A 25633-nucleotide genomic window follows, 5' to 3' on the forward strand; every position below is an offset into this window, starting at 1 on the left:
GTGAACCAGCCGTGGTGAGCGGTCGACGGATCCTGTTCGTGCACGCGCATCCCGACGACGAGACGCTGACCACCGGCGGCGCCATCGCCCGGTGCGCGGCGGACGGCGCGGCGGTCACGGTGCTCACCTGCACCCTCGGCGAGGAGGGGGAGGTGATCGGCGATCGGTGGGCCGGTCTGGTCGCCGACCGCGCCGACCAGTTGGGCGGCTACCGGATCCTCGAACTGACCCGGGCACTGCGGGCCCTGGGTGCCGCGGCGCCCCGGTTCCTCGGCGGCGCCGGCCGCTGGCGCGACTCCGGGATGGCGGGGACACCATCGGCGCGCAATCCGCGCGCGTTCGTCAACGCCGACCCGGACGAGGCGGTGGGGGCACTGGTGGCGGTGATCCGCGAACTGCGCCCCCACGTGGTCGTGACGTACGACCCCGTCGGGGGATACGGACACCCGGATCACGTTCAGGCCCACCGGTTCACGACGGCGGCGGTCGAGGCCGCCGGCACCGACGCGTTCCCCGACGCGGGTGCCCCGTGGGATGTCGCGAAGTTCTACTGGACGGTGACCGAGCGCGGGGCGCTCGAGAGCGGTGTCGCGGCGATCGACGCCGTCCCCGCCGGATGGCGACGGCCGGGACCGGACGAGCTGCCGAGCGTGCCGGACGCCTCGGTGACCGCCGCAGTGGACGTCTCGGGCGTGATGGACGCGAAACTCGCTGCGTTGCGGGCCCACGAGACGCAGGTGACTGTGGCGCCGTCGGCGACGGAGTTCGCGCTGTCGAACGACGTGATCCAGCCGATCCTCACCGAGGAACACTTCGTGCTGGTCCGGGGACAGGCCGGTCCGGTCGACGAGCACGGTCGCGAGCGGGACCTCTTCGGCGGGATTTCCTGACCGGTCCCCGTATGCTGTGACCTACGCCACGGATCGTGGGGGTCCGATCGTCGGCGTCTCGGGTTGTCGATCGGGAGGGTCCGGCGCATGTACAACTGGGACGTGCAGAACGCGATCGTCGCGTTCGTGGACAGCCTGCGGCCGATGTCGCAGTTCTATCGCGATCTCTATTACGGCTCGCTGTATTCGTTCGCGGACCATCAGAGCGAACTGCTGACGATGCTCGGGTATCCGCCGGTGCCGTGATCTCGAGTCGACCCCACTGTCGCGGGCCGCGCGGTCACGGGGGACGATCGAGGGTATGACAGCCCCGAGCCTCGTCGCCGACATGCCGACCCCCGCCGAGTCCCGCACGACACTGGCGCTGCTCACGTTCGACGGGTTTCTGTGCGCGGTCCTGTCGGTGCTGTTCCTGCCCGCGTACATCGGGACTACTCCGTTCCCGTTGTCGATCCTGGTGGCCGCGGTGGTCAACCTGCTGTTGGTGCTGGGGGCCCGCAAGTTCACCGATCGGGCGCTGGGCGCCGCGTTGCCGCTCTTCGGGTGGCTGTTCGGCTTCGGCCTGTGCGTCATCGGCGGACCGGGTGGCGATCTGCTCGTCTTCGAGGACTGGCGGACCCTGCTGCTGTTCGTCGCGGCGTTGCTGCCGGCGGGGTTGTACCTGTTCCGGGTGCGTCTCGAGTCGTTGGTCGCAAAGGCCCAGAGCTGACCGTGCGCGGGCGAGGGTCCCGCCCGCGCACGGCCTCGGACGGCGCTACGTGCGGTAGAACGCGGTCACGTCGTCGTTGCCGATCAGGTCGGGAACGGTCCAGCCGTCGAGGTCGTACTCGCTCATGAACTGTTCGGCCAGGCCCTTCATCGCCGAGACGCCGCCGCGATTCTCGGCCGCGAACAGCAACTCGGCCTTGACGTTCTCGTGGTTGCCCGAGTAGTTGCGTTCGTAGAGTTCGTGGCGGCCGCCGAACTCGGAGCCGATCGAATCCCACAGTGCCTTCATCACCTTCACCCGTTCGACGGCGGTGATGCCGTCGCTGCCGCGCACGTACTTGTCCAGGTACGGGCGCACGTCGGGATTCTTGAAGTCCGCGGCGCTGGACGGCAGGTAGATGAGCCCGGACGCGACGTCCTGCTCGATGATCTCCTTGATCCGCGGGTAGCCCTGGATCATGAACATCCGGTAGGTGAGGCCGTACTCGAGCTTCGGGATGACGGTGTCGCCGATCCACTGCTCCGGGTCGCGGGCCATCGATTCGCTCAGGGACCAGAACAGGTTGCGCCAGCCGATCACCTCGCCGACCCGGGTCTGCACGCCGCGGAAGCCGCCGGCGCCGGTGCAGTCCAGGGCCTTCATCAGCAGTCCGGCGATGAAGTCGAGCTTGACCGCGAGCCGGGTGCAGCCCTGGAACGTGAACCGCGGCAGGAAGCCGGACTGGGGGAAGAAGGCGTTGATCTTCTCGACGTCGCCGTACATGAAGACGTTCTCCCACGGCACCAGCACCTTGTCGAAGATGAAGATGGCGTCGTTCTCGTCCATCCGGCTCGACAGCGGGTAGTCGAACGGCGAGCCGACGACCGCGGCGTTCTGCGAGTACGAGGCGCGCGAGATGAGCTTGATGCCCGGTGCGTCCATCGGCACCGTGCAGATCAGCGCGTACTCCTTCTTCTTGATCGGCAGGCCGTAGTGCGCGATGAAGTTGTAGTTGGTGATCGCCGAGCCGGTCGCCACCACCTTCGCGCCGGACACGATCAGCCCGGCGTCGGTCTCCTTCTCGACCTTCATGAACACGTCGCCGACCTGATCGGGCGGCAGTTGCCGGTCCACCGGTGGGTTGATGATCGCGTGGTTCCAGTACAGGACCTTCTCCTGCGACTCCCGGTACCAGCGCTTCGCGTTGTCCTGGAACGGCGCGTACAGCTCGCTGTTGGCGGCGAGGGTGCCGAGGAAGCTGGCCTTGTAGTCGGGGGAGCGGCCCATCCAGCCGTACGTCATGCGTGCCCAGGTGGCGATGGCGTCCCGTTCCTTCAGCAGGTCGTCGGACGACTTGGGGGTCTTGAAGAACGGCATGGTGACGCCGCCGTTGCCGGTGTCGGTGGGGCAGGTGAGCGTGTCGACATGCTCGCCGGTGTGCAGGGCGTCGTACAGCCGCGCGGTCATCCGGATGGAGTTGCGGAACGCGGGGTGGTTCCAGAACTCCTTCACCTTCTCCCCGTGCAGGTAGATCTCGCGCCCGTCCTTGATGGACTCGATGTACTCGTCGCCGGTCATCGGGCGCGTCGCGAAGTTGGCGGTGCGATTGGCCTCGGAATCCGCGGCGACGTTGACCTTCGAGCGGTCGACATCATCGACGGTGGGACGGGGTTCGGTGGTGGTCATCGTCTCTCCTGCGTGGGGGTCAGTTGGTTGCACCGGACAGGTGCATGGGCATGAACGTGGCGGTGGCGTCGAACCAGCCGCGATGCGGATCGTCCATCGAGCCGTTCCAGGCCGCGTTCGCGCTCGGCGCGCCGAGATCGTGGAACGTGCTGCGGTAGAACAGCAATGGGTCGGTGTCGCGACACTGGGCGTCGACGATCTCGCCGATGAAGATCACGTGGTCGCCGCCGTCGTACTCCCGCCAGGGCACGCACGACAGGGTGGCGGCGCTGCCGGCCAGCACCGGGGCGGTGGGCCCCTGGACCCACACCGGTTCGGGCGACTGCGGGCGACCGGCGAAGTGCAGTGCGACGTCGGTCTGGTCCGCGGCGAGGATGTTGACCGCGAACGGTGCGCCGGACAGGAACGAGCACGCCTTGGATGTGCGGGTCAGCGTGACCTGGCACAGTCGCGGTTCGAGCGAGACTGCGGTGAAGGCCGTCACCGTGGCGCCGTGGGGAGTGCCGTCCTGCTTGGCGCAGGTGATGACGGTGACCCCACTTGCGAACTGTCCGAATATGTTTCGCAGTCGACGCGAATCCATGTCGGGCTCCTTGTCGGTGGTCGTTGACTGTGACGGAGACCATAGGTCGATCGGATTCGGGTGGGCTATCCGCTGAGCGGCCCCGCTATCCGGAATGCGCGGTCGGTTCGACGGTGCGTTGTTGCCAGGGGAGGTGTTCCCGATCACACTGGGGCCGAAGTCCCGAATTGGACGGGGCGGGAAGGTGCGAGGCGATGGGTATGAACGGGACCGCCGATCCAGGTGATTGGGGCGCGGCGGAGAACGTGGTCTCCGATGCGTACTTTCCGCACGACCTGTCGCCGCTGTCGGCGGGTTCGGAGCCGCACCTGAACCTGCGGGCGACCCGGATCGGCCCCTTGCGCCTGGCTCGGATCGGTTGGGGAGCAGAGGTTTCCGTGGACACCGAGCATCCCGGCGGATATGCGGTGAACATTCCGCTCTCCGGTCGGATCGAATCGGTGAGTGCCGGCGCCGCGGTGGTCTCGGGTGTGGGGGCGGCGTCGGTGTTCCGGCCGGACACCCCGGCCGCCATCACGCGGTGGACCGAGGACTGCGAGATCGTGGGCGTCAGGATAGATCGCGAGTATCTGCACCGCGAAATCGCGCGTGTCCTCGGGCGTCCCGATCGCCGGCTGCCCGATCAGGTGGATCTGTCGACGGCGGCCGGGCGGGACTGGATGGGGTTGCTGAACTCGATCGTCCAGCAGGTGCGGGGCGGTGAGGGGCTGTGGCAGGCGCCGGTCGTCGCCGAACAGCTGTCGGGCGCCATCACCAGCGCGTTCGTGCTGGCGGCGATGCCCGACGAGCCCACCGCGGCGCCGCGGCCCCGGATCGTCAAGCGGGTCCTCGACCGGATCGACGAGGACCCGTCGCTGGCGTGGTCCGCGAGCGACATGGCCGACGTCGCGGGAGTGAGTGTGCGGCGGCTGCAGGAGGGCTTCCGCGAGTATCTGGGCGTGTGCCCCCGGGACTACCTGCTGGACGTCCGGCTCGCACGGATCCACGACGACCTGACGGCGGGCGACCCCTCGGTCACCTCGGTGACCGACGTCGCCCTGCGCTGGGGAATCACCCACACCGGGCGGTTCGCGGCGGCCTACCGGCGTAAGTACGGGTGCGCCCCGTCGGCAACGCTGCGTTCCTGACGGGCCCGCGCACCTTCATCCACGGTGGCCCAGATCCGCGCTGAGTGCGTCCGCGGCCGCGACGACGTGCGGCGCCGCCGTGTCGCGGAACTGTTCGGGCGTGCTGCGTCCGGACGAGGTGGAACACGCGGTCACCGCGACGACCGCTCCCGACGCGTCGCGAACGGGGGCGGCAAGCGAGATCAGGCCTTCCTCGAGTTCGGCTGCGGTCAGCGCGTACCCCTGGTCGCGCACCCGGGCCAGCTCGGCGCGCAGGTCGTCGGGCGTGGCGACGGTCGCCGACGCCAGCTTGTCGAACCGGGTGGCCGCGATCAGTCGGTCGACGGTCTCCGGTGGCGCCCACGCGAGCAGGGCTCGGCCCATCGACGTGGCGTAGGCCGGCACTCGGGTGCCGACGGACACGTTGATGCTCATGATCCGTCGCACCGGCACGCGCGCTGCGTACACCACCTGGGTGTCGTCGAGCACGCCGAGCGATGCCGACTCGCCGGTGCGTTCGGACAGCTCGACGAGGCGGGGCATCGCGGCGTCCGCCAGGCCGTGCGATGCCGAGTAGTGCTGGCCGATGCTCAGCACCCGGGGGGTGAGCGACCAGCGGCTGCCGTTCGCGCTCACGTAGCCGAGTCGCTGGAGGGTCAGCAGGATGCGGCGGACCGCTGGTCGCGAGAGTTCGGTCTTGGCCGCCAGTTCCGCCAGCGACGGCTCGGGGTCGTGCTCGTCGAATGCCAGCAGCACGGCGAAGCCCCGCTCGATGCTCTGGATGTAGTCGCGTTCGTCGTGGGCCATCGGCGCTCCCCGCAGGCATTTCGGTGCCGGCGCTGCCGCCGACTGTTGACAAAGTGTGTGACTCGACGCACAGTATCTACACGCACAGCGTGTACGCACTGCGAATCATATGTACGCATAGCGTACTTCCTGATCGGGCTCGACGAAACCGTCTCCCGATCCCGCGACTTCTCGACCGCATCGCCCGAACCCTCGACGAGGAGGATCCATGACCGACATCGACACCGCCGTCGCGACGGCACACGCGTCCGGCAACGCCGCCACCGACAAGTTCAAGACCGCCCGGGTCTCGTCCGACACCTCACCCGAACGGGCCGCTGCCATCTACCGGGACGTGCTGAACGCACTGGGGGAGATCATCCACCGGCACGAGGTCACCTACGACGAGTACCGCGTCCTCAAGCAGTGGATGATCGACGTCGGCGAGTACGGGGAATGGCCGCTGTGGCTGGACGTGTTCGTCGAGCACCAGGTCGAGGATGTCAACTACAGCCGCAACGGGCTCGCGGGCACCAAGGGCAGCATCGAGGGGCCGTACTACGTGCCGAACGCGCCCGAACTTCCGGCGGTGTGCACCATGCCGATGCGTGACCAGGACCGCCGGTCCGCGCCGCTCGTGTTCTCCGGCCAGGTCACCGACCTCGACGGCAACGGTCTCGCCGGGGCGACCGTGGAACTGTGGCACGCCGACGAGGACGGGTACTACTCGCAGTTCGCTCCGAACATTCCGGAGTGGAATCTGCGCGGGACCATCGTGTGCGACGACGAGGGTCGATACGAGATCACGACGATTCAGCCTGCGCCCTACCAGATTCCGCACGACGGCCCGACCGGGTGGTTCATCGAGTCCCACGGCGGCCACCCGTGGCGTCCGGCGCACCTGCACCTGATGGTCAAGGCGCCCGGCCGGCTGCCGATCACCACGCAGCTGTACTTCCGCGGCGGGGACTGGGTCGAGACGGATGTCGCGACGGCGGTCAAGCCGGAACTCGTCCTGGACCCGGTGCGGGGTGCTGACGGGGTGGGCCGGGTGAGCTACGACTTCGCGCTCGATCCCGCCCGGTAGTTGTCCACAAGCGTCGAATCCGTTCTGCGAAGGTGAGTTTCCCGATGCCCGACCCCGATCTGGCGATCGTCTCGATCGAGACGACGATCCTCGACGTGCCGTTGGTCCGTCCACACAGATTCGCCACCACGACCAGCGAGGTGCAGCCGATCCTGCTCGTCGCGATCACCACGGCGGGCGGTGTCACCGGGTACGGCGAGGGTGTCGTCCCGGGCGGACCGTGGTGGGGCGGTGAATCCGTCGAGACCATGAAGGTGCTCGTCGATCTGCACATCGCGCCCACCCTGATCGGGCGCGGGGTGAACGAGATCGCCGGCATCATGGTCGATCTCGAACGGGTGGTCGCCAACGCCCGGTTCGCGAAGGCGGCCGTCGACGTGGCGCTGCACGACGCCTACGCCCGCTGTCTGGGCGTCGGGGTACACACGCTGCTCGGCGGCGCCTTCCGGACCGGTGTCGACGTCCGGTGGGCGCTCGGCGCGGCCCCGTCCGAGGAGATCCTGGACGAGGTCACGGAGAAGATCGAGTCGCGCTCGAACTTCGCCTTCAAGCTCAAGATGGGGGCGCTCGACCCGGCGGTCGACACCGCCCGCGTGGTGCGCGTCGCGCAGGCGCTGGAGGGCCGCGCGGGGGTCAGCATCGACGTCAACGCCCGCTGGGACCGGCTGACCGCACTTCGATGGGTGCCGGAACTGGTCGACGGCGGGGTGGAACTCGTCGAACAGCCGACCCCGGGCGAGCAGCGCGAGGTGCTCGCCGAGATCGCCCGTCGGGTGTCCGCGCCCGTCATGGCCGACGAGTCGGCGCACACACCGCACGACGTGCTCGAGCTCGCGAAGCTCGGCGCCGCCGACGTGATCGCGGTCAAGACCACCAAATGTGGTGGTCTGCAACGGAGTAGGCAGGTGGTCGCCGTGGCGAAGGCGGCCGGGTTGCGCTGCCACGGCGCCACGTCCATCGAGGGCCCGATCGGTACGGCCGCGTCCATCCACTTCGCGTGTGCCGAGCCGGGGATCGACTACGGCACCGAGCTGTTCGGTCCGCAGTTGTTCGCGGTGGAGTTGTTGCAGACGCCGCTGGACTACTCGGAGGGGCAGGTGCACCTCCCGTCCGGGCCGGGCCTGGGTGTGGAGCTCGACATGGACGTCGTCAAACGCCTCGCCCGTGACTGAATCCGCTACCGATACAGGAGTATCCGCACGATGGCACTGTTCCATGTCCGGATGGACGTCGACATTCCCCGCGACCTCGACCCCGCGGTCCGCGAGGAGACGGTCGTCCGAGAGAAGGCTTATTCCCAGGACCTCCAGCGCTCAGGCAAGTGGGCGCACATCTGGCGAATCGTCGGGCAGTACAGCAACATCAGCATCTTCGATGTCGAATCGGCCGACGAACTCCACGAGATCCTGTGGAACCTCCCGCTGTTCCCATACATGACGATCGAGGTGACGCCGCTGACGAGGCACGGCAGCGCCATCCGCTAGATGCTGCGGCGCCAGACGCCGCCTGCACCGGGGGTGACGGCGTCGACCAGCGCCCAGGCCTCCTCGACGGGCAGGTCGTGTACGACATACCGGCCGGTGCCGGCGGGGGTCGCGGCGATCACGGTGGCGACACCGGCGCGACGCTGGAAGAACGTCTGCCGGACCGTCCAGCCGATGATGCCGGCGGCCTCGACGCTGTCGCGGCGGCGGTCGAGTGATCCACTGCGGGTGATCAGCCAGCCCGGCAGCACCGCGTGGCCGAGCCCGCGGTACCGGTCCCACGCCAGTCCGGCGCCGGCCACCGCGAGCACCACGATGCCGGCCCACACCGGCCACGGCACGTGCCGGCCGGTGACCGCGACCGCGGCGGCGATCACCGCCGCGAGGGCGGCGGGCCACAGGGCGCGTGTGTACCGGCGTCGGCGCGCCGACGGTCCATGCGCAGCGAGCGGGACGTCGGCCTGCCGGTCGTCGCCGAGGACGGTCGCCATCACGCGTGTCGTCTCGGCGCGCGGACTCTGCGGCAGCAGCAGCGACGACTCGCGGTGCTCGGCGCTGACGCCGGTCATGATCGCGTCGAGCGCGGCGCCGCCCGCCAGGCGCAGCAGCAGCGGCTCCTTGAGCGTCGTCCCCCGCAGCCGGGCGCGGTCGAGCGTCGTCTGGCGGGTCCGCAGCAGACCGTGGCTCACGTGCAGGGTCCGGCCGTTGTCGGTGACCGTCATGCGTCCGTAGACGACGAGGTACCGCACGCACGCGAGGACGCTCGCGACGACGAACAGGAAGATCAGGGCGACCAGGCCGAGCAGGGTCAGGGCGAGCGTCCCGGCGCGCTCCGCGGAGTCGAACCCGTTCTCGAATGCGGGCGAACGGGCGATCCGGTCGGCCAGCCCGTACTGGAAGACGACGCCGACGAAGGCGCCGATCGCGATCAGGCCGGTGACGGAGAACGGGGCGTACCGCACCCACGACGGCGACCAGCGGCCGATCTCGTTGCCGGCCGGGGCATCCGGCGCGGCGACCCGGTCGGCGGCCGCGTCGGGGCGTGCGTGACCGGCCAGCAGCGCGGCGCGCATCTCCGGGACGAGCGACGCGTCGAGGGCGTCGAGCTCGAATCGCTCCTCGTGGCGGGCGGTATGTCGGCCGGTCCCGATCCGGAGCACTGCCAGCCCGAGCAGACGGTGCAGGACGCGAGCCTCGACGTCGACCGACCGGATCCGGCTGCGGGGGACCGAGAGCACCTTCTTCTGGAACACCCCGCGCCGCAGCTGCACGTGCACCGGTCCGATGCGGTACGTCGTGGTGAACCAGCGGAGCACGCCGTACACGACGAGCGCGGCGACGGCGGCCAGCCCCCAGTAGTGGTTACCGCTGCGGCTGCCGACGATCCACGACACCGCGATCACCGGGAGCAGCTTCAGGACCTCGTTGACGGGGTGCACCAGCAGCATCCGCCTGTCGAGCCGCAGCCACGGCTGCTCCTGTTCGGCCGCGAGGGCGTCGGCCCCGGACTCTTCGACGGGGACGGTCACGTGGCGTCCCCGGCGTCGGCGGCGGCGATCTCGGTGAGATGTTCGACGGCGCGGTCGGCGACGTCGAGGTCGAGCGCCGCGATCTTGACGGCGCCCGCCGACGAGGCCGTCGTGACGGTGACCGTCGCGAGGCCGAACAGCCGGTCGAGGGGGCCGCGTTCGGTGTCGACCGTCTGGATGCGCGTGATCGGGGCGATGCGGCGCTCCTGGTTGAACCAGCCGGTGCGGGTGTACACGGCGTCGGCGCTGATCTCCCAGCGATGCACGCGATACCGCCACCGCGGCACGACGAGGATGTCGGCGGCGGCGACGACGAGCGTCGCCGCGAACACCGTGACGTGCGGCCACGTGGTCCAGTTCCCGTCCACGACGGCCCACCCGACCTGCGCGGCGAATATCGGCAACCAGAGCAGGGCGGCCGTCGTGGCCCACAGTCGCGGCGCCCGGGTGCTCGGTCGCCACTGCGGGTCGGCCATCGCCACCGTCCGTGCGCGGGTGGGGTCGGGAGGAAGACTCACGGTTTCATCCTGCCCGAGGCGGCGCGCGGCGTCCTATGGTGGAGGTGGCCGGACAGGGCTGCGCTGTCTGTCGAGACGGGAGGTGGTTGTGATGGCTTCGTTCGAATCCGACAACGCCGACAACACCGAGGCCGAGGCGGAGGCCGTCGAGGCGGTGGATGTCCCCGAAGCCGACCTCGTCGAGCAGATGACCCCCGCCGAGGCCGACGACGAGCGGGACGAGTCGACGCCGGTGCCGACTCCGCTCGAGGTGGATCCGGCCGATGCCGCCGAGCAGCACCGCAGCGTCCCCGTCGACGAGGACTACCCGCACGAGTAGCAAGGACGCCCCCGGGGACCCGCGGTGGCAGGGCACCCGGTCGGTGGCGCATGATCGTCGGGTGAGTCACACCAGCGATGACACCGATCGGTCCACGATCCTGCCGATTCCGTCGGTTCCGGGGCGTTCCGGGAACATCGAGGCGCCGTCCGCGAGTGCCATGCGGCGCGTGCTGCGGCGGGCCCGGGACGGTTCGACACTCAACGTCGACGAGGCCACGACGCTGCTGCAGGCGCGTGGCGCCGACCTCGAGGACCTGTGCGCGTCGGCGGCCAAGGTGCGCGACGCCGGTCTGGTCGCCGCGGGCCGGCCCCGGACGGTGTCGTACTCGCGCAAGGTTTTCATCCCACTGACCCGCCTGTGCCGTGACAAGTGCCATTACTGCACGTTCGTGACGGTGCCGGGCAAGCTCCGCGCCGAGGGGCACGGGATGTACCTCGAGCCCGACGAGGTGCTCGAGATCGCGCGTCAGGGTGCCGAATTGGGTTGCAAGGAAGCCCTGTTCACGCTCGGTGACCGCCCCGAGGACCGCTGGCCCGAGGCCAAGCAGTGGCTCGACGAGCGCGGCTACGACTCCACCCTGGACTACGTGCGGGCGATGGCGATCCGGGTGCTCGAGGAGACCGGCCTGCTGCCGCACCTCAACCCGGGTGTCATGAGCTGGGAGGAGATCTCGCGCCTCAAGCCCGTCGCGCCGTCGATGGGGATGATGCTCGAGACCACGTCGACGCGGTTGTTCACCGACAAGGGGGAGTGCCACTACGGCAGCCCCGACAAGGATCCCGAGGTGCGGCTGCGGACGCTGACCGACGCCGGCCGGCTGTCGGTGCCGTTCACGACCGGCATCCTGGTCGGCATCGGCGAGACGTACGCCGAGCGGGCGGAGTCCGTCATGGCGATCCGCAAGCTGCACAAGGCCTTCGGGCACGTGCAGGAAGTGATCGTCCAGAACTTCCTGGCCAAGCCGGACACCGCGATGCGGGACGCGCCGGACGCGAACCTCGAGGAGTTCCTCGCGACCATCGCGGTCGCGCGACTGCTGCTGGGCCCCGGCATGAGGATCCAGTCGCCGCCCAACCTGGTCTCCGAGGCGGAGTGCCTCGCGCTGATCGGCGCCGGCGTCGACGACTGGGGCGGCGTCTCGCCGCTGACCCCTGATCACGTGAACCCCGAGCGACCGTGGCCGAACCTGGACACGCTCGCCGAGATCACCGCGCGGGCCGGGTACACGCTCGTCGAACGGACCGCCGCGCAACCGCAGTACGTGCTGGCCGGCCACCCGTGGATCGACCCGCGGATCGGTGTGCACGTGCGCGCGCTCGCGGATCCGGCGACGGGTCTGGCCCGGGAGGGCGTCAAGCCCGCGGGGCTGCCGTGGCAGGAACCGGACGAGGAGTGGGTGTCGTCGGGACGTATCGACCTGAACACCGAGATCGACACCGACGGCCGCAACACCGAGACCCGCTCCGATCTCGGCAGCGCGTTCGGTGACTGGGAGACCGTCCGCGAGCAGGTCCTCGAACTGGGCCGCGCCGCGCCCACCCGGGTGGACACCGACGTCCTGGCGGCGCTGCGCAGCGCCGAACGCGACCCGGCGGCCCTGACCGACGATGAGTACCTCGCGCTCGCGACCGCCGACGGTGACGGCCTGGAGGCGGTCGTCGCGCTGGCCGACGCGCTGCGCAAGGACGCCGTCGGCGACGACGTCACCTACATCGTGAACCGGAACATCAACTTCACCAACATCTGCTACACCGGCTGCCGATTCTGCGCGTTCGCGCAGCGCAAGGGCGACGCGGACGCGTTCACGCTGTCGGCGGAGGAGGTGGCCGACCGAGCGTGGGAGGCGCACGTCGCGGGCGCGACCGAGGTGTGCATGCAGGGCGGTATCGACCCCGAACTGCCGGTGACCGGCTACGCCGACCTGGTGCGGGCGGTCAAGCGTCGGGTGCCGTCGATGCACGTGCACGCGTTCAGCCCGATGGAGATCGTCAACGGTGCCTCCCGCGGCGGCCAGAGCATCCGTGACTGGCTCGTGGAACTCAAGGACGCCGGTCTCGACACCATCCCGGGCACGGCGGCCGAGATCCTCGACGACGAGGTGCGGTGGGTCCTGACAAAGGGCAAGCTCCCGACGTCGGCGTGGATCGACGTCGTCACCACCGCGCACGAGGTGGGCCTGCGGTCGAGTTCGACGATGATGTACGGCCACGTGGACAGCCCCAAGCACTGGGTGGGGCACCTGCGGGTGATTCGCGGCATCCAGGACAGGACCGGCGGATTCACCGAGTTCGTGCTGCTGCCGTTCGTGCACCAGAGCGCTCCGCTGTACCTCGCGGGCGCGTCGCGCCCCGGACCGACGCAGCGCGACAACCGGGCCGCGCACGCGCTGGCGCGGATCATGCTGCACGGACGCGTCCACAACATTCAGACCAGCTGGGTCAAGCTGGGCGTCGCGGGCACGCAGGCGATGCTGCAGGGCGGCGCGAACGATCTGGGTGGCACGCTGATGGAGGAGACCATCTCGCGGATGGCGGGTTCGCAGCACGGATCGGAGAAGACGGTCGAGGAGTTGCGGGCGATCGCGGAGGGGATCGGCCGCCCGGCGCGGGAGCGGACGACGAGTTACGCGCTGCGGGAGTCGACGACAGCGCTGCCCGTGGTCTGAGGGCGCGGTCTGACGGAGCTCCCGCGGCTCTCCGGGTTCGAACTGGTCAGCCCTCTCGGTGCGGAAGGAACTCCTGTGCCTTCGTCTTGACGCCGGTCTTGATGAACCCCCACGCGTCCTCGTCGCCGGCCAGTACCGCCGCCGTCGCATCCTTGAACTGTTCCCACGTCGCGTGCGGCGGGATCGGCGGCATGTCGGGGTCGGTGTGTACGTCGAGAACGGTGGGGCGGTCGGCGGTCAGTGCCCGGTCCCACGCCCCGGCGATCGTGTCGGGGTTTTCGACGGTGATTCCCTGTAGCCCCAGGCCGGCGGCGAACGCGGCGTAGTCGACGTCGGGCAGGGTCTGCGATTCGGTGAACTTCGGGGCCCCCGACATTGCCCGCATCTCCCACGTCACCTGGTTCAGATCGTTGTTGTGCAGCACCGCGACGACCAGACGGGGGTCGGACCACTCCTTCCAGTACCGCTTGACCGTCACCAGTTCGGCCATCCCGTTCATCTGCATCGCGCCGTCGCCGGCGAACACGATTCCCGGTCGTTCCGGGTGGGCGAACTTCGCGCCGATGCCGTACGGGACGCCGGGGCCCATCGTGGCGAGAGTCCCGGACAACGACCCCCGCATGTGACCGCGGAATCGGAGTTGGCGCGCATACCAATTCGCCGACGAACCCGAGTCGGCGGTGACGATCGCGTTGTCCGGCAGTATCGGCGAGAGTTCGGAGAACAGCCGCAGCGGGTTGATCGGATCGGCCGCGACCTGCGCCTGCATCTCCATCGTCTCCCACCAGCGGGCGACGTCGGATTCGATCTTCTCGCGCCACGAGCGGTCCCGTTTCCGCTCCAGACGGGGGATCAGGGCGCGCAACGCCGCGCGGGCGTCGGCGACGAGGTTGACCTCGTACGGGTACCGCATGCCGACGAACCGTGCGTCGATGTCGATCTGGACCCCGCGGGCCTGGTCGTAGTCGGGCATGAACTGGCTGTACGGAAAGCTCGACCCCACGGTCAGCAGGGTGTCGCACTCGCGCATCATCTCGTAGCTCGGCCGGGTGCCGAGCAGACCGATCGAACCGGTGACCCACGGCAGCTCGTCCGACAGGACGTCCTTGCCCAGCAGCGCTTTCGCCGCGCCCGCCGCGAGCAGATCGGCCACCACGGCCAGTTCGCGATCTGCGCCGCGCGCGCCGGTCCCGACCAGGATGGCGACCTTGGATCCGGCGTTGAGGACATCGGCGGCCCGGCGGACCGCGTCGTCGTCCGGCGATACCTCCGGCAGATCGAACCCGAGGCTGGAAGGGACCATCTTGAAGTCGTGCGTCGGCGGCGAGTACGGCAGTTCCTGCACGTCGGCCGGGATGATCAGCGCTGTCGGCGCACGCTGTGACAACGCTGTGCGGATGGCGCGATCGAGGACGTTGGGCAGCTGCTCGGGCACGTTGACGGTCTGGACGTAGTCGGCCGCGACGTCCTTGAACAGGCTGGCGAGATCCACCTCCTGCTGGTAGGAGCCGCCCATAGCGCTGCGGTTGGTCTGCCCGACGATCGCCACCACCGGCACATGGTCGAGCTTGGCGTCGTACAGGCCGTTGAGGAGGTGGATCGCGCCCGGCCCGGAGGTAGCCATGCACACTCCGACCCGGCCCGAGAACTTCGCATACCCGACCGCCTGGAACGCACACATCTCCTCGTGCCGGGCCTGAACAAATTTGGGGTGGTTGTCGGCTCGTCCCCACGCGGCCAGGATCCCGTTGATGCCGTCGCCCGCGTACGCGAACACATGCTCGACGTCCCATGCCCGTAGGCGCTCGAGGAGATAGTCCGCGACGTTCCGGTCGGCCATCGTGCCCCCTCTGCAGATCGTTTCGATGCGGGATGTACTCGGCTACCCGCGCCCCCGGACAGGCAAACGATGCGCCGGTGCCGTGCGCGGTAGTCCGGGGCTTCGAAGGACACCCTTACCTGACCGCGCGGTGCCGCACGCTTCATACTGGACACTTCCGGATGTTCGTCGGGCGGGAGCCCGGCGGCCGGCTCGCCGAGGCGCCCCGGCGCCCGTGTCAGAAAGGCAGGGAGAGCAGCAGTGACCTACACGATTGCCGAACCGTGCGTCGATGTGATGGACAAGGCCTGTATCGAGGAGTGTCCGGTCGACTGCATCTACGAGGGCGGTCGCATGCTCTACATCCATCCGGACGAGTGCGTGGACTGCGGTGCGTGTGAGCCGGTCTGCCCCGTCGAGGCCATCTTCTACGAGGACGACGTGCCGGACCAGTGGACCGGTTACGTGAGCGCGAACGTCGACTTCTTCGACGATCTCGGTTCGCCGGGCGGTGCCGCGAAGCTCGGCAAGGTCGATCACGACTCGCCGATGATCAAGGCGCTGCCGCCCATGAACGAGGACTAGTCGACGACTCGTCCAGTACCAAGTAGGAACGGTTCGAGGAAGATCAGTTGCCGCGCATCTCTGTAGCCAAGACCCTGCCCGATTTCCCGTGGGATTCCCTCGCGGCCGCGAAGGAGAAGGCGACCGCGCACTCCGACGGGATCGTCAACCTGTCGGTCGGGACACCGGTCGATCCGGTGGCTCCCGTCATCCAGGAGGCGCTGTCGTCGGTCGCGGCGGTGCCCGGCTATCCGACGACGCACGGCACCGACGAGCTGCGTGAGGCGACGGCGGCGTCGCTGGCCCGGCGCTACGGCATGACGGGGATCGATCCCGCGGCGATCCTGCCCGCGATCGGCACCAAGGAGGTCATCGCGTGGCTGCCGAGCCTGCTCGGCTTGGGCGCGGGCGACCTCGTGGTCATTCCGGAGGTGGCGTACCCGACGTACGAGGTGGGCGCGCTGCTCGCCGGTGCCCGGGTGCTGCGCGCCGACGGGACCGCGCAGCTGGGCCCGGAGAAGCCGGCACTGATCTTCGTCAACTCGCCGTCCAACCCCACCGGCAAGGTGCTCGGGGTCGAGCACCTGCGCAAGGTGGTCGAGTTCGCGCGTGAGCGCGGCGCGATCGTCGCGTCCGACGAGTGCTACCTGGGGCTGACCTGGGAGGCCGAGGCGGTCTCGATCCTGGACCCGCGCGTGTGCGGCGGCGACCACACCGGTCTGCTGGCCATCCACTCGCTGTCGAAGACGTCGAATCTGGCGAGCTACCGGGCCGGGTTCCTCGCCGGTGACCCCGCCCTGATCGCCGAGCTGCTCGAGGTCCGCAAGCACGCGGGCATGATGATGCCGACGCCGATCCAGGCCGCGATGGCGGCCGCACTCACCGACGACGATCAGGAGAAGGAGCAGCGCGAGCGGTACCGCGAGCGCCGCGAGATCCTGTTGGCGGCGGTCCGCGCGGCGGGCTTCACGGTCGACGACTCGGAGGCCGGCCTGTACCTGTGGGCCACCCGCGGCGAGGACTGCCGGGACACGGTCGACTGGTTCGCCGAGCGCGGCATCCTGGTCGCGCCGGGCGACTTCTACGGCCCCCGCGGACAGAAGCATGTCCGGATCGCGCTCACGGCGTCGGACGAGCGCATCGCCGCGGCGGCGAGCCGCCTGTCCTGACTGCGGCGAGCCGCCTGTCCTGACTGCGGCGAGCCGCCTGTCTTGACCACACCGGGTACCCGGGTTCCCGCGTTTTGCGCACTTATCGCGTGAATGGGGCCCGGGCTCCGACGCTTCGCGCACTTGTTGCGGGGCGCGGGAGGCGGTGTCGGGCGTAGCCTGAGCTTGGTCGCAGTCTCTCGGGCTCAGGCTGAGGAGGGCAGCATGGATGCCGTCACACAGGTGCCAGCGCCGCGCAACGAGCCGGTCCACTCCTACGCGCCGGGCAGTCCGGAGCGCGAGCGTCTGCGGGACGCTCTCGCGGACCACACCGCCGGGGCGATCGAGATCCCGCACGTGATCGGTGGCCATCACCGTTTCGGCGGCGGTGAGACGCTGGAAGTAGTTCAACCCCATCGCCATTCGTCCATACTCGGCACGTTCACCAACGCGACGTACGACGACGCGAGCGCCGCGATCGACGCCGCGACCGCGGCGGCTCCGGGGTGGCGCGAGTTGCCGTTCGACGAGCGGGCGGCGGTGTTGCTGCGCGCGGCAGATCTGCTGTCGGGTCCGTGGCGGGAGAAGCTGGCCGCCGCGACGATGCTGGGGCAGTCCAAGTCGGTGCAGCAGGCCGAGATCGACGCCCCGTGCGAGCTGGTGGACTTCTGGCGGTTCAACGTGCACTTCGCCCGGCAGATCCTGGCGGAGCAGCCGATCTCGTCGCCGGGGGTGTGGAACCGGCTCGAGTACCGGCCGCTCGAGGGGTTCGTGTACGCGATCACGCCGTTCAACTTCAGTGCGATCGCCGGGAACCTGCCGACCGCCCCGGCGCTGATGGGGAACACGGTGATCTGGAAGCCGTCGCCGACCCAGACGCTCGCCGCCTACTGGACGCTGCGCCTGCTCGAGGCGGCGGGCCTGCCACCGGGGGTGATCAACCTGCTCACGGGCGACGGTCTCGCGGTTTCCGATGTGGTGCTGCGTGATCCGAGGTTGGCCGGGATCCACTTCACCGGGTCGACGGCGACGTTCCAGCACCTGTGGCGTGAGGTGGGGGCGAATATCGGGAACTACGACGGCTACCCGCGACTGGTGGGGGAGACCGGCGGCAAGGACTTCGTGGTCGCGCACGCCTCGGCCGATCCGGCGGTGCTGGCGACGGCCCTGATCCGCGGCGCCTTCGAATACCAGGGGCAGAAGTGTTCGGCGGCCTCGCGTGCGTACGTGCCGCGGTCGGTGTGGGCCGGGATGAAGGAGCAGTTCCTCGCCGAGGTCGACGCCCTCACGTACGGCGACATCAACGATCTCGCGAACTTCGGCGGTGCGCTGATCGACCGCCGCGCCTACGACAAGAGCGTCGCGGCAATCGAGCGCGCCCGGGGCGCCGCCGGCGTGCAGATCGCGGTGGGCGGCAAGTACGACGACAGCGTCGGGTACTTCGTCCGGCCCACCGTGCTGCTCGTGGACGACCCCCGGGACGAGGCGCTCACCAAGGAGTACTTCGGCCCGATCCTGTCGGTGCACCTGTACGACGACTCGGTCCCGGACGCGTTCGCCGACGTTCTGGCGGCCGTGGACACCGCCTCGCCGTACGCGCTGACCGGCGCGGTCGTCGCGGACGATCGGGAGGCCGTCGAACAGGCCTCGGCCGCGCTGCGTTTCACCGCGGGCAACTTCTACGTCAACGACAAGCCGACCGGTGCGGTGGTGGGGCAGCAGCCGTTCGGGGGTGGGCGGGCGTCGGGCACCAACGACAAGGCCGGCTCGCCGCTGAACCTGCTGCGGTGGGTGTCGGCGCGCACGATCAAGGAAACGTTCGTCCCGCCGACCGATCACCGCTATCCGCACATGGCGCCGGAGCGGGGTCGATGACGCCGGGCGTCCTGTCGAATCCGTTGCGGCCGGCGATCCTCGCGGCCGCGCGGTCGGACCGGGTCAAGCACGCGGTGACCCGGGCGCCGGTGACCAAGTCGATCGTGCAGCGCTTCGTCGCGGGGGAGACGTTCGCCGATGCGGTGGCCGCGGCGTCGACCCTGCTGGCGGCGGGGCGGTCCGTGAGCCTCGACTACCTCGGCGAGGACACGCTCGACGCCGGGCAGGCCCGGGACACCGTCGTCGCGTACCTCGAGTTGCTCGGCGAGCTGGGACGGTTGCCGCAGGCGGGTGCCGACGGGGTGCGCCCGCTCGAGGTGTCGGTGAAACTGTCGGCGCTGGGGCAGGGGCTGCCGGTGGACGGCGACAAGATCGCTCTCGACCACGCCCGCACCATCTGTGCGGCCGCGCACGAGCACGGGGTGTGGGTGACCGTGGACGCCGAGGACCACACCCGGACCGATTCGACGCTGTCGATCGTGCGGGAGCTGCGCGCGGACTTCCCGTGGCTCGGCACGGTGCTGCAGGCGTACCTGCGGCGCACCGAGGCCGACTGTCTGGACCTGGCGGGTACGGGCTCGCGGATCCGCCTGTGCAAGGGCGCGTACCGCGAGCCCGAGTCGGTGGCGTTCCGGTCGCGCGCCGACGTGGACGCGTCGTACGCGCGGTGCCTGACGATCCTGATGCATGGCGACGGCTACCCGATGGTCGCGACCCACGACCCGGCCATCATCGCGTCGGTGGACGCACTGGTCTCGGAAACCGGCAGGGGAGCAGCCGATTTCGAGCACCAGATGCTGTTCGGTATCCGGGACCTGGAACAGCGGCGACTGGTCGACGCCGGTCGCCGGGTGCGGGTCTACGTGCCGTACGGCGTGCAGTGGTACGGGTACTTCATGCGCCGCCTCGCCGAGCGGCCGTCGAACCTGAAGTTCTTCCTGCGCTCCACGCTCACGCGAGGCTGACCGGGCGCTTGTGAGACAGTGGGCGTCGTGCTGCTCAGTTCGCTCAATCCTCTCGCCGTCGCGCGCGGCGACGACATGCCCGACGCCGTCCGGATCGGCGACACCACGCTCTCGCGCACCGACATCCTCGGTGCCGCCGGCGCCCTGGCCAAGCGGATCGCCGGCGCCCGCGTGGTCGCGGTGCTGGCCGAGCCGACCCCGGCGACCGTGATCGCCGTCGTCGGTTGCCTGCTCGCCGGGGTCACCGTCGTTCCGGTCCCGCCGGATTCGGGTCCGGCCGAACTCGACCACATCCTGTCCGATTCCGGTGCGCAGGCGTGGCTCGGACGGGCACCGGAGGGCTCCGCGCTGCCGGTGGTCCCGGTGCGTGTGCACGCCCGGGACTGGCACTCGCATCCCGAACCGCACCCGGCGTCGACCGCGTTCGTGCTCTACACGTCGGGGACGACGGGTCCGCCGAAGGGTGTGCTGCTGAGCCGGCGCGCGATCGCTGCGGGCATCGACGCGCTCGCGGAGGCGTGGCAGTGGACGTCCAAGGACGTTCTGGTGCACGGTCTTCCGCTGTTCCACGTGCACGGCCTGATCCTCGGTGTGCTGGGCCCGCTGCGAGTGGGCAGCCGGCTGGTTCACACCGTCAAGCCGACGCCGCAGGCGTACGCGGAGGCCGCAGGGGCGGGCGGTTCATTGTTCTTCGGCGTGCCCACCGTGTGGTCGCGGATCGTCGATGACGAGGCGTCGGCGCGTGCGCTCCGCGGCGCCCGACTGCTCGTGTCGGGCAGCGCGCCGCTGCCCGTGCCGGTGTTCGAGCGGCTGCGCGAGCTCACCGGGCTCACTCCGATCGAGCGCTACGGCATGAGCGAGACGATGCTGACGGTCAGCACCCGCGTCGACGGCGAGCGCCGCCCCGGCTGGGTGGGCCTCCCCGTTCGCGGCGTCGAGACGCGACTGCGCGACGAGCACGGGGACCCGGTGCCCCACGACGGCGAGAGCATCGGCGGCCTCCAGGTCCGTGGGGCGACACTGTTCGACGGCTACCTGAACCGGCCGGAGGCCACCGCCGAATCGTGGACCGAGGACGGTTGGTTCAAGACAGGCGACGTCGCGGTCATCGACGCGGGCGGCTTCCACCGCATCGTCGGACGCGAGTCCACCGACCTCATCAAGTCCGGCGGCTACCGCATCGGAGCCGGCGAGGTGGAGACCGCGCTGCTCGGCTACCCGGGCGTGAAGGAGGCCGCGGTCGTCGGCCTGCCGGACGCCGACCTCGGCCAGCGCATCGTGGCGTTCGTCGTCGGTGACGGTCTCGGCGAGCAGGCGCTCATCGACCACGTCGCGTCGCAGCTGTCGGTGCACAAGCGGCCGCGCGAGGTGCGGATCGTCGAGTCGCTCCCGCGCAACGCGATGGGCAAGGTGCAGAAGAAGCTGCTGTAGGCGGCTGCGCCGCCCGTGCGCACTTTCGGTGGGGCGGATTCATGCGGTCGTTGCAACGAGGGCCTCGTCGAGACGCTCGGCTGGAGTATGCCAGTCGAGCGTCTTGCGGGGCCGTTCGTTGAGTTCGTCGGCGACGAACTGCAGGCGCTCGGCGGTGTGAACGGCCAGGTCGGTGCCCTTGGGGAAGTACTGGCGCAGCAGTCCGTTGGTGTTCTCGTTCGAGCCGCGCTGCCAGGGTGAGCGGGGGTCGCAGAAGTAGACCTGGACGCCGGTGTCGACGGTGAACTGGGCGTGCCGGGTCATCTCGGTGCCCTGGTCCCAGGTGATCGAGCGGGCCAGTGCAGCGGGCAGTTCCCGGATCTTGGCGGCCATCGCGACGTTGACGTGTTCGGCGGAGTGACCGTCGGGCAGGTGCAGCAGCATCACGAACCGGGTGGAACGTTCGACCAGGGTGCCGATCGCGGACCGGTTGCCGGCACCCATGATCAGATCGCCCTCCCAGTGGCCGGGCACGGCCCGGTCCCCGGCCTCGGCGGGACGCTCGGAAATGTTGATCATGTCGGGGATCCGGCCCCGCCGCTCGTCGGGCTTGCGGCTACCCTGACGCAACACCCTTCCGGTCCGAAGATGCTGTGTCAGTTCCCGTTTGAGTCCTCCGCGGGCCTGGACATAGAGCGAGAGGTAGATCGTTTCGTGGGACACACGCATCTCCGGATCGTCGGGGAACTCACGCACCAAGGCGCGTGAGATCTGCTCCGGAGAATGATTCTTCCCGAGCCGGGACTGCACGAACGTCCGCAGCCGCTCGCACGAGTTCAGCTTCGCTGGTTTCGGTCGTTTCGCCCGCGCTTGGGCGGCCCGGTGCGCTGTGGAGGCGATGTAGTAGCCACGCTTGTTCGTGCCCCGGGCGATCTCTCGGCTGATCGTCGACGGGGACCGCCCCAACGCCGCGGCGATCTCGTGTTGCTTCTTTCCGGCCTGCAGCAGTTCGGAGAGCGTCTCACGATCCTCGAGGGACAGGTACCGGCCCGACGGTGGTGGCGTCCGGCGGGGACGAACCCCACCGGACGCCACCAGCCACCGCTGCGCCGTCGAATACGCCACCGATGCCGCACCCGCGGCCGCTGCCGTCGACGCGCCCTCGCTACGGCACTGCCAGAACTTCAGCCGAGCATGCGCCGGCGCCGGCGGCCGACCGATCCACACCATCTGCAACACCCTCCAGGATCAGGGATGTTGCAACGACCGATTGAACTCGCCTGGTCCCAGCTACCGAAAAGGCGCACGGGCGCGGAGCGCCTAGTAGCGGTAGAAACCCTCGCCCGACGCGATGCCGAGCTTGCCCTTGTCGATGTAGTTCTCCTTGAGCCACACCGCGAGTTTCTGTGCGTCCTCGTTGCCGTGCGCCATGATGTTGTACGGCGTGTTGAGGCCGATGATGTCGAAGATCTGGAACGGCCCCAGGGGCGCGCCGGTGGCGATCTTCCAGGTCTTGTCGACGTCCTCCGGTTCGGCGTAGCCACCGGCGGCGAGAGCCGCGGCGGAGTTGAGGAACGGCACGAGCAGCGAGTTCAGCACGTAACCGGCCTTCTCCTTGTGCAGTTCGATCGGGACCATGCCGATTGCGGTCGCGAAGTCGACCACCTTCCGGTACACCGCGGGATCGGTGCGCTCGGTGCCCATGACCTCGGCGGTGTTGGAACTCCACACCCGATTCGCGAAGTGCAACGCCAGGAAACGGTCGGGACGCCCGGTGGCGTCGGCGAGGTCGCTCGGCAGCAGCGTCGACGAGTTCGTCGCGAAGATCGTCCGTTCGGGCGCGGCGGCGCCGATCCGGCGGTAGGTGTCCTGCTTGAGCGAGAGGATCTCGGGAATCGCCTCGATGACGAGATCCGCGTCGGCGACCGCCGCATCGAGATCGGACGTCAGGGCCAGGCGGTCCAGCGTGGCGGCCGCGCTGCCGTCGTCCGCGCCGGGAACCTCCCGTCGATACGTGTCGACCAGACCGGCGAAGCGACCGCGCGCAGCCTCGAGTGCCTTGTCGTCGATGTCGTACGACGTCACGTCGAGGCCCTTGAAGGCCGTCTGGAATGCGATCTGGGAACCCAGAACTCCCGCGCCCAGTACGGTGACCTTCCGAATGTCCGTCATGAAACCTCCCGGTTGCGTTCGGCCGAATCGGACGCCGGCCGGTTCTCTTCGACCATATCCCCGCCGGGTGGGAGCGGGCGTACCGTCGGGGTATGAGCGCTGTCACGAGCACCCGCATCGTCCTCGCGTCACGACCGCACGGTGAGCCCACTGCGGACAACTTCCGCACGGAGACAGTCGAATTGCCGGACCTGTCCGAAGGCGAGGTGCTGCTGCGGACGGTCTACCTGTCACTGGACCCGTACATGCGCGGTCGGATGAGCGCCGCCGAGTCCTATGCCGAACCGGTCGAGGTGGGCGACGTCATGGTCGGCGCGACGGTCGCGCAGGTGATGCAGTCGCGGAGCCCGCGGGTCGCCGCGGGCTCCCACGTCCTCGCGTACTCCGGGTGGCAGACGCACGCCGTGGTCGACGGCAACGCGGTGCGGGTCCTCGATCCGTCCGCGGCGCCGCTGTCCACGGCGCTCGGCGTGCTCGGCATGCCGGGATTCACCGCGTACTCGGGTCTGCTGAGGATCGGTCAGCCGAAGGAGGGCGAGACCGTCGTCGTGGCCGCGGCTGCCGGTCCCGTGGGTTCCGCCGTCGGTCAGATCGCGATGATCCACGGGGCCCGTGCAGTCGGCATCGCCGGCGGGCCCGACAAGTGCGCGTACGTGCGCGACAAACTCGGGTTCGACGCCGCGATCGACCACCGGTCCCCGGACTTCGCCGATCGGCTGAAGGCGGCGGTGCCGGACGGCATCGACGTCTACTTCGAGAACGTCGGTGGCCCGGTCGCCGCCGCGGTGCTGCCGCTCCTCAACACGTACGCGCGGATACCGGTGTGCGGGTTGGTGTCCCAGTACAACGTGACGTTGGCGCCGGAGGGACCGGACCGGCTGCCGGCGTTCATGGGACTGGTGCTCACCAAGAGCCTGACCGTGCGCGGCTTCATCCAGTCCGAGTTCGTGCGGGAGATGTCCGCGGACTTCGAACGCGACGCCTCCCGGTGGGTCGCCGACGGTCGGTTGAAGTACCGGGAGGACGTCGTGCACGGGTTGGCGAATGCTCCCGCGGCATTCCTGGGGATGTTGCACGGCAAGAACTTCGGGAAGCTGGTGGTCCGGGTCGGCCCCGACGAGTGAGCGTCAGGTCGGGCGCCGAGGGGCTCGTCGCCCACGGTTTGCGTGACGGCGGGGAAGGCGGGTCGGGCGGGAAGCCCAATTGGTGTACGCGACTGGATGTTTCGGCGCGCAGGTGTCGCTGGAGCGTGTCGGCTGTCAGGGCGACCGAATGTCTCGGCGGCCGTGCGGGACTCGACCACCGCCTCGATGAGCCCTTCACGCGAACCGAAGTGGTACTTGGCCGCCGACTTGTTGGACTGGTCGGCCGCGACCTGGACGTCATCGAGTGTCACTGGCGCGTTGTGCGCACTCATCGCGAGAATCGGGCACCCCATCCCGCGGGTTGCGCACTTATCGCGGGATGGGGTGGGACGGATCGACTAGCGGGCGTCGCGGAACACGGGATCCCGCTTCTCGCGCCGCGCCAGGGTGGCCTCCTCGAAGTTGTCGGTCATCAGTCGAATCATCAACTGGCCGAGCCCTTCCTGATTCATGTGCTGCGCCATCGACGACGCGTCGAGGCTCGACCACAGCGTCCGCTTGGTCAGTTCGACGCCCGGTCGCGAGAACATCGCGATCCGCTGCGCCATGTCGAACGCCTCCTCGAGCAGGTCGTCACCGGCGACGATCCGGGACACGAGCCCGATCCGGGCGGCCTCGTCGGCGTCGACGTCGCGGCCGGTGAGCATGATCTCGAACGCCCGCGACGATCCGATCGCCCGCGGCAGCAGATAACTCAGGCCGAGTTCGCTGGCCGTCAGGCCGTTGTTGATGCCGGCCGCGCGGAAGTACGCCTCGGGCGCGGCGAGGCGGATGTCCGCGGCCAGCGACAGGCACAATCCACCGCCGATCGCGGCTCCGTTGACCGCCGCGATCACCGGCTGGTGCATGCGGCGCAGCGTCAGGATGACGTCGTCGAGCAGTTCCATCGAGCGCAGCGCGATCGACGGGCGGGTCAGTCCCTCGATGTGCGGGATCGGGCCCGCCGATTGCTGGTCTGCGCCCGAGCAGAAGCCCCGGCCGGCGCCGGTGATCACGACGGCCCGCATCGAGGTGTCGTTGCTGATGGCCTCGAGCGCTTCCCGGAACGGGATCATGACGTCGAACGCCATCGCGTTCATGCGTTCCGGGCGATTGAGGGTCACCAGCGCCACGTTCTCGCGCGGCCGTTCGACGACGATGAAGCTCAACGAATCTCCTACGTGCGACGGGTCGATGTGCGCCGACCCTACG

At 69.4% G+C, this 25633-nt stretch carries 24 protein-coding genes; 15 read left to right on the forward strand and 9 right to left on the reverse strand.

From position 1 onward, the window contains the following. Positions 1-14: 14 nt before the first annotated feature. The 3 genes from mshB to ABTV10_RS07535 all read left to right on the forward strand — a co-directional run bounded on the left by mshB (position 15) and on the right by ABTV10_RS07535 (position 1599). A complete protein-coding gene (gene mshB / locus ABTV10_RS07525) occupies positions 15-890 on the forward strand; it encodes an N-acetyl-1-D-myo-inositol-2-amino-2-deoxy-alpha-D-glucopyranoside deacetylase (RefSeq protein WP_499033657.1) in 876 nt (291 codons plus the stop codon). A gap of 87 nt (positions 891-977) precedes the next feature. Next, positions 978-1136 carry a hypothetical protein gene (locus ABTV10_RS07530; protein ID WP_499033659.1) on the forward strand — a complete coding sequence of 53 codons (159 nt, stop codon included), beginning with the start codon at positions 978-980 and terminating at the stop codon, positions 1134-1136. 55 nt (positions 1137-1191) lie between these two features. Next, positions 1192-1599, forward strand: a complete 408-nt coding sequence (locus tag ABTV10_RS07535) for a hypothetical protein (RefSeq protein WP_499033660.1) — start codon at positions 1192-1194, stop codon at positions 1597-1599. Between the two features lie 45 nt (positions 1600-1644). On the opposite strand, the gene ABTV10_RS07540 is transcribed toward ABTV10_RS07535, so the two are convergent. Both ABTV10_RS07540 and ABTV10_RS07545 read right to left on the reverse strand, forming a co-directional pair. Then, positions 1645-3264 carry a 4-hydroxyphenylacetate 3-hydroxylase family protein gene (locus ABTV10_RS07540; RefSeq protein ID WP_499033662.1) on the reverse strand — a complete coding sequence of 540 codons (1620 nt, stop codon included), beginning with the start codon at positions 3262-3264 and terminating at the stop codon, positions 1645-1647. 19 nt (positions 3265-3283) lie between these two features. Next, on the reverse strand, positions 3284-3847 hold the full coding sequence (locus tag ABTV10_RS07545; protein ID WP_499033664.1) for a flavin reductase family protein: 564 nt from the start codon (positions 3845-3847) through the stop codon (positions 3284-3286). A 194-nt stretch (positions 3848-4041) separates the two neighbouring features. On the opposite strand from ABTV10_RS07545, the gene ABTV10_RS07550 reads away from it, so the two are divergent. Further along, positions 4042-4974, forward strand: coding sequence for an AraC family transcriptional regulator (locus tag ABTV10_RS07550; RefSeq protein ID WP_499033665.1), 933 nt, complete (start codon positions 4042-4044; stop codon positions 4972-4974). Positions 4975-4989: 15 nt separating this feature from the next. Here ABTV10_RS07550 and ABTV10_RS07555 read toward each other — a convergent pair whose 3' ends face one another. Further along, complete coding sequence (locus ABTV10_RS07555) at positions 4990-5760, reverse strand: IclR family transcriptional regulator domain-containing protein (RefSeq protein WP_499033667.1); 771 nt, start codon at positions 5758-5760, stop codon at positions 4990-4992. Positions 5761-5968: 208 nt separating this feature from the next. Between ABTV10_RS07555 and catA the strand changes: the two genes are divergently transcribed. Genes catA through catC form a run of 3 tightly spaced genes read left to right on the forward strand, consistent with a single transcriptional unit; the run spans position 5969 to position 8310 of the window. Further along, complete coding sequence (gene catA / locus ABTV10_RS07560) at positions 5969-6826, forward strand: catechol 1,2-dioxygenase (protein ID WP_499033669.1); 858 nt, start codon at positions 5969-5971, stop codon at positions 6824-6826. Between the two features lie 44 nt (positions 6827-6870). Continuing rightward, positions 6871-7998 (forward strand): muconate/chloromuconate family cycloisomerase, encoded by a 1128-nt coding sequence (locus ABTV10_RS07565; RefSeq protein ID WP_499033671.1) that lies wholly within the window; start codon positions 6871-6873, stop codon positions 7996-7998. A gap of 30 nt (positions 7999-8028) precedes the next feature. Then, positions 8029-8310, forward strand: coding sequence for a muconolactone Delta-isomerase (catC, locus tag ABTV10_RS07570; RefSeq protein ID WP_499033672.1), 282 nt, complete (start codon positions 8029-8031; stop codon positions 8308-8310). Here the strand turns inward: catC and ABTV10_RS07575 are convergent. Beyond that, complete coding sequence (locus ABTV10_RS07575; RefSeq protein WP_499033673.1) at positions 8307-9839, reverse strand: PH domain-containing protein; 1533 nt, start codon at positions 9837-9839, stop codon at positions 8307-8309. The two genes, catC and ABTV10_RS07575, sit on opposite strands and share 4 nt — an antisense overlap. Further along, positions 9836-10357 carry a PH domain-containing protein gene (locus ABTV10_RS07580; protein ID WP_499033674.1) on the reverse strand — a complete coding sequence of 174 codons (522 nt, stop codon included), beginning with the start codon at positions 10355-10357 and terminating at the stop codon, positions 9836-9838. The genes ABTV10_RS07575 and ABTV10_RS07580 overlap by 4 nt, the downstream gene beginning before the upstream one ends. Before the next feature lie 91 nt (positions 10358-10448). Here ABTV10_RS07580 and ABTV10_RS07585 point away from each other — a divergent pair, with 91 nt between their 5' ends. Then, positions 10449-10676, forward strand: coding sequence for a hypothetical protein (locus ABTV10_RS07585; RefSeq protein WP_499033675.1), 228 nt, complete (start codon positions 10449-10451; stop codon positions 10674-10676). A gap of 61 nt (positions 10677-10737) precedes the next feature. Then, on the forward strand, positions 10738-13344 hold the full coding sequence (locus tag ABTV10_RS07590) for a bifunctional FO biosynthesis protein CofGH (protein ID WP_499033676.1): 2607 nt from the start codon (positions 10738-10740) through the stop codon (positions 13342-13344). Positions 13345-13390: 46 nt separating this feature from the next. Here ABTV10_RS07590 and ABTV10_RS07595 read toward each other — a convergent pair whose 3' ends face one another. Next, positions 13391-15184: a thiamine pyrophosphate-requiring protein gene (locus ABTV10_RS07595; protein ID WP_499033678.1), complete on the reverse strand. Its 1794-nt coding sequence runs from the start codon at positions 15182-15184 to the stop codon at positions 13391-13393. Positions 15185-15424: 240 nt separating this feature from the next. Here ABTV10_RS07595 and fdxA point away from each other — a divergent pair, with 240 nt between their 5' ends. From fdxA to ABTV10_RS07620, 5 genes are all read left to right on the forward strand, one after another. After that, positions 15425-15748: a ferredoxin gene (gene fdxA / locus ABTV10_RS07600; RefSeq protein WP_280762290.1), complete on the forward strand. Its 324-nt coding sequence runs from the start codon at positions 15425-15427 to the stop codon at positions 15746-15748. 47 nt (positions 15749-15795) lie between these two features. Beyond that, entirely contained in the window at positions 15796-16896 is a 1101-nt protein-coding gene (gene dapC / locus ABTV10_RS07605) for a succinyldiaminopimelate transaminase (RefSeq protein WP_499033679.1), read from the forward strand. A 204-nt stretch (positions 16897-17100) separates the two neighbouring features. Further along, positions 17101-18750: an L-glutamate gamma-semialdehyde dehydrogenase gene (gene pruA / locus ABTV10_RS07610; RefSeq protein WP_499033680.1), complete on the forward strand. Its 1650-nt coding sequence runs from the start codon at positions 17101-17103 to the stop codon at positions 18748-18750. Next, positions 18747-19715 (forward strand): proline dehydrogenase family protein, encoded by a 969-nt coding sequence (locus ABTV10_RS07615; RefSeq protein WP_499033681.1) that lies wholly within the window; start codon positions 18747-18749, stop codon positions 19713-19715. Before pruA ends, ABTV10_RS07615 begins: the two co-directional genes overlap by 4 nt. A gap of 27 nt (positions 19716-19742) precedes the next feature. Continuing rightward, positions 19743-21146, forward strand: coding sequence for an acyl-CoA synthetase (locus ABTV10_RS07620; protein ID WP_499033683.1), 1404 nt, complete (start codon positions 19743-19745; stop codon positions 21144-21146). Positions 21147-21185: 39 nt separating this feature from the next. Here ABTV10_RS07620 and ABTV10_RS07625 read toward each other — a convergent pair whose 3' ends face one another. Continuing rightward, positions 21186-22355 carry an IS30 family transposase gene (locus ABTV10_RS07625; protein ID WP_499028866.1) on the reverse strand — a complete coding sequence of 390 codons (1170 nt, stop codon included), beginning with the start codon at positions 22353-22355 and terminating at the stop codon, positions 21186-21188. Positions 22356-22445: 90 nt separating this feature from the next. Beyond that, positions 22446-23297, reverse strand: a complete 852-nt coding sequence (locus ABTV10_RS07630; RefSeq protein WP_499033684.1) for a 3-hydroxyacyl-CoA dehydrogenase — start codon at positions 23295-23297, stop codon at positions 22446-22448. Positions 23298-23389: 92 nt separating this feature from the next. Between ABTV10_RS07630 and curA the strand changes: the two genes are divergently transcribed. Beyond that, positions 23390-24421: an NADPH-dependent curcumin/dihydrocurcumin reductase gene (gene curA / locus ABTV10_RS07635; RefSeq protein WP_499033685.1), complete on the forward strand. Its 1032-nt coding sequence runs from the start codon at positions 23390-23392 to the stop codon at positions 24419-24421. Positions 24422-24780: 359 nt separating this feature from the next. On the opposite strand, the gene ABTV10_RS07640 is transcribed toward curA, so the two are convergent. Beyond that, positions 24781-25590, reverse strand: coding sequence for an enoyl-CoA hydratase (locus ABTV10_RS07640; RefSeq protein ID WP_499033686.1), 810 nt, complete (start codon positions 25588-25590; stop codon positions 24781-24783). Positions 25591-25633 lie beyond the last annotated feature (43 nt).

It is taken from the genome of Paraburkholderia sp. RHO2 (assembly GCF_050955445.1).
Taxonomy (GTDB): Bacteria; Actinomycetota; Actinomycetes; order Mycobacteriales; family Mycobacteriaceae; genus Prescottella; species Prescottella agglutinans_A.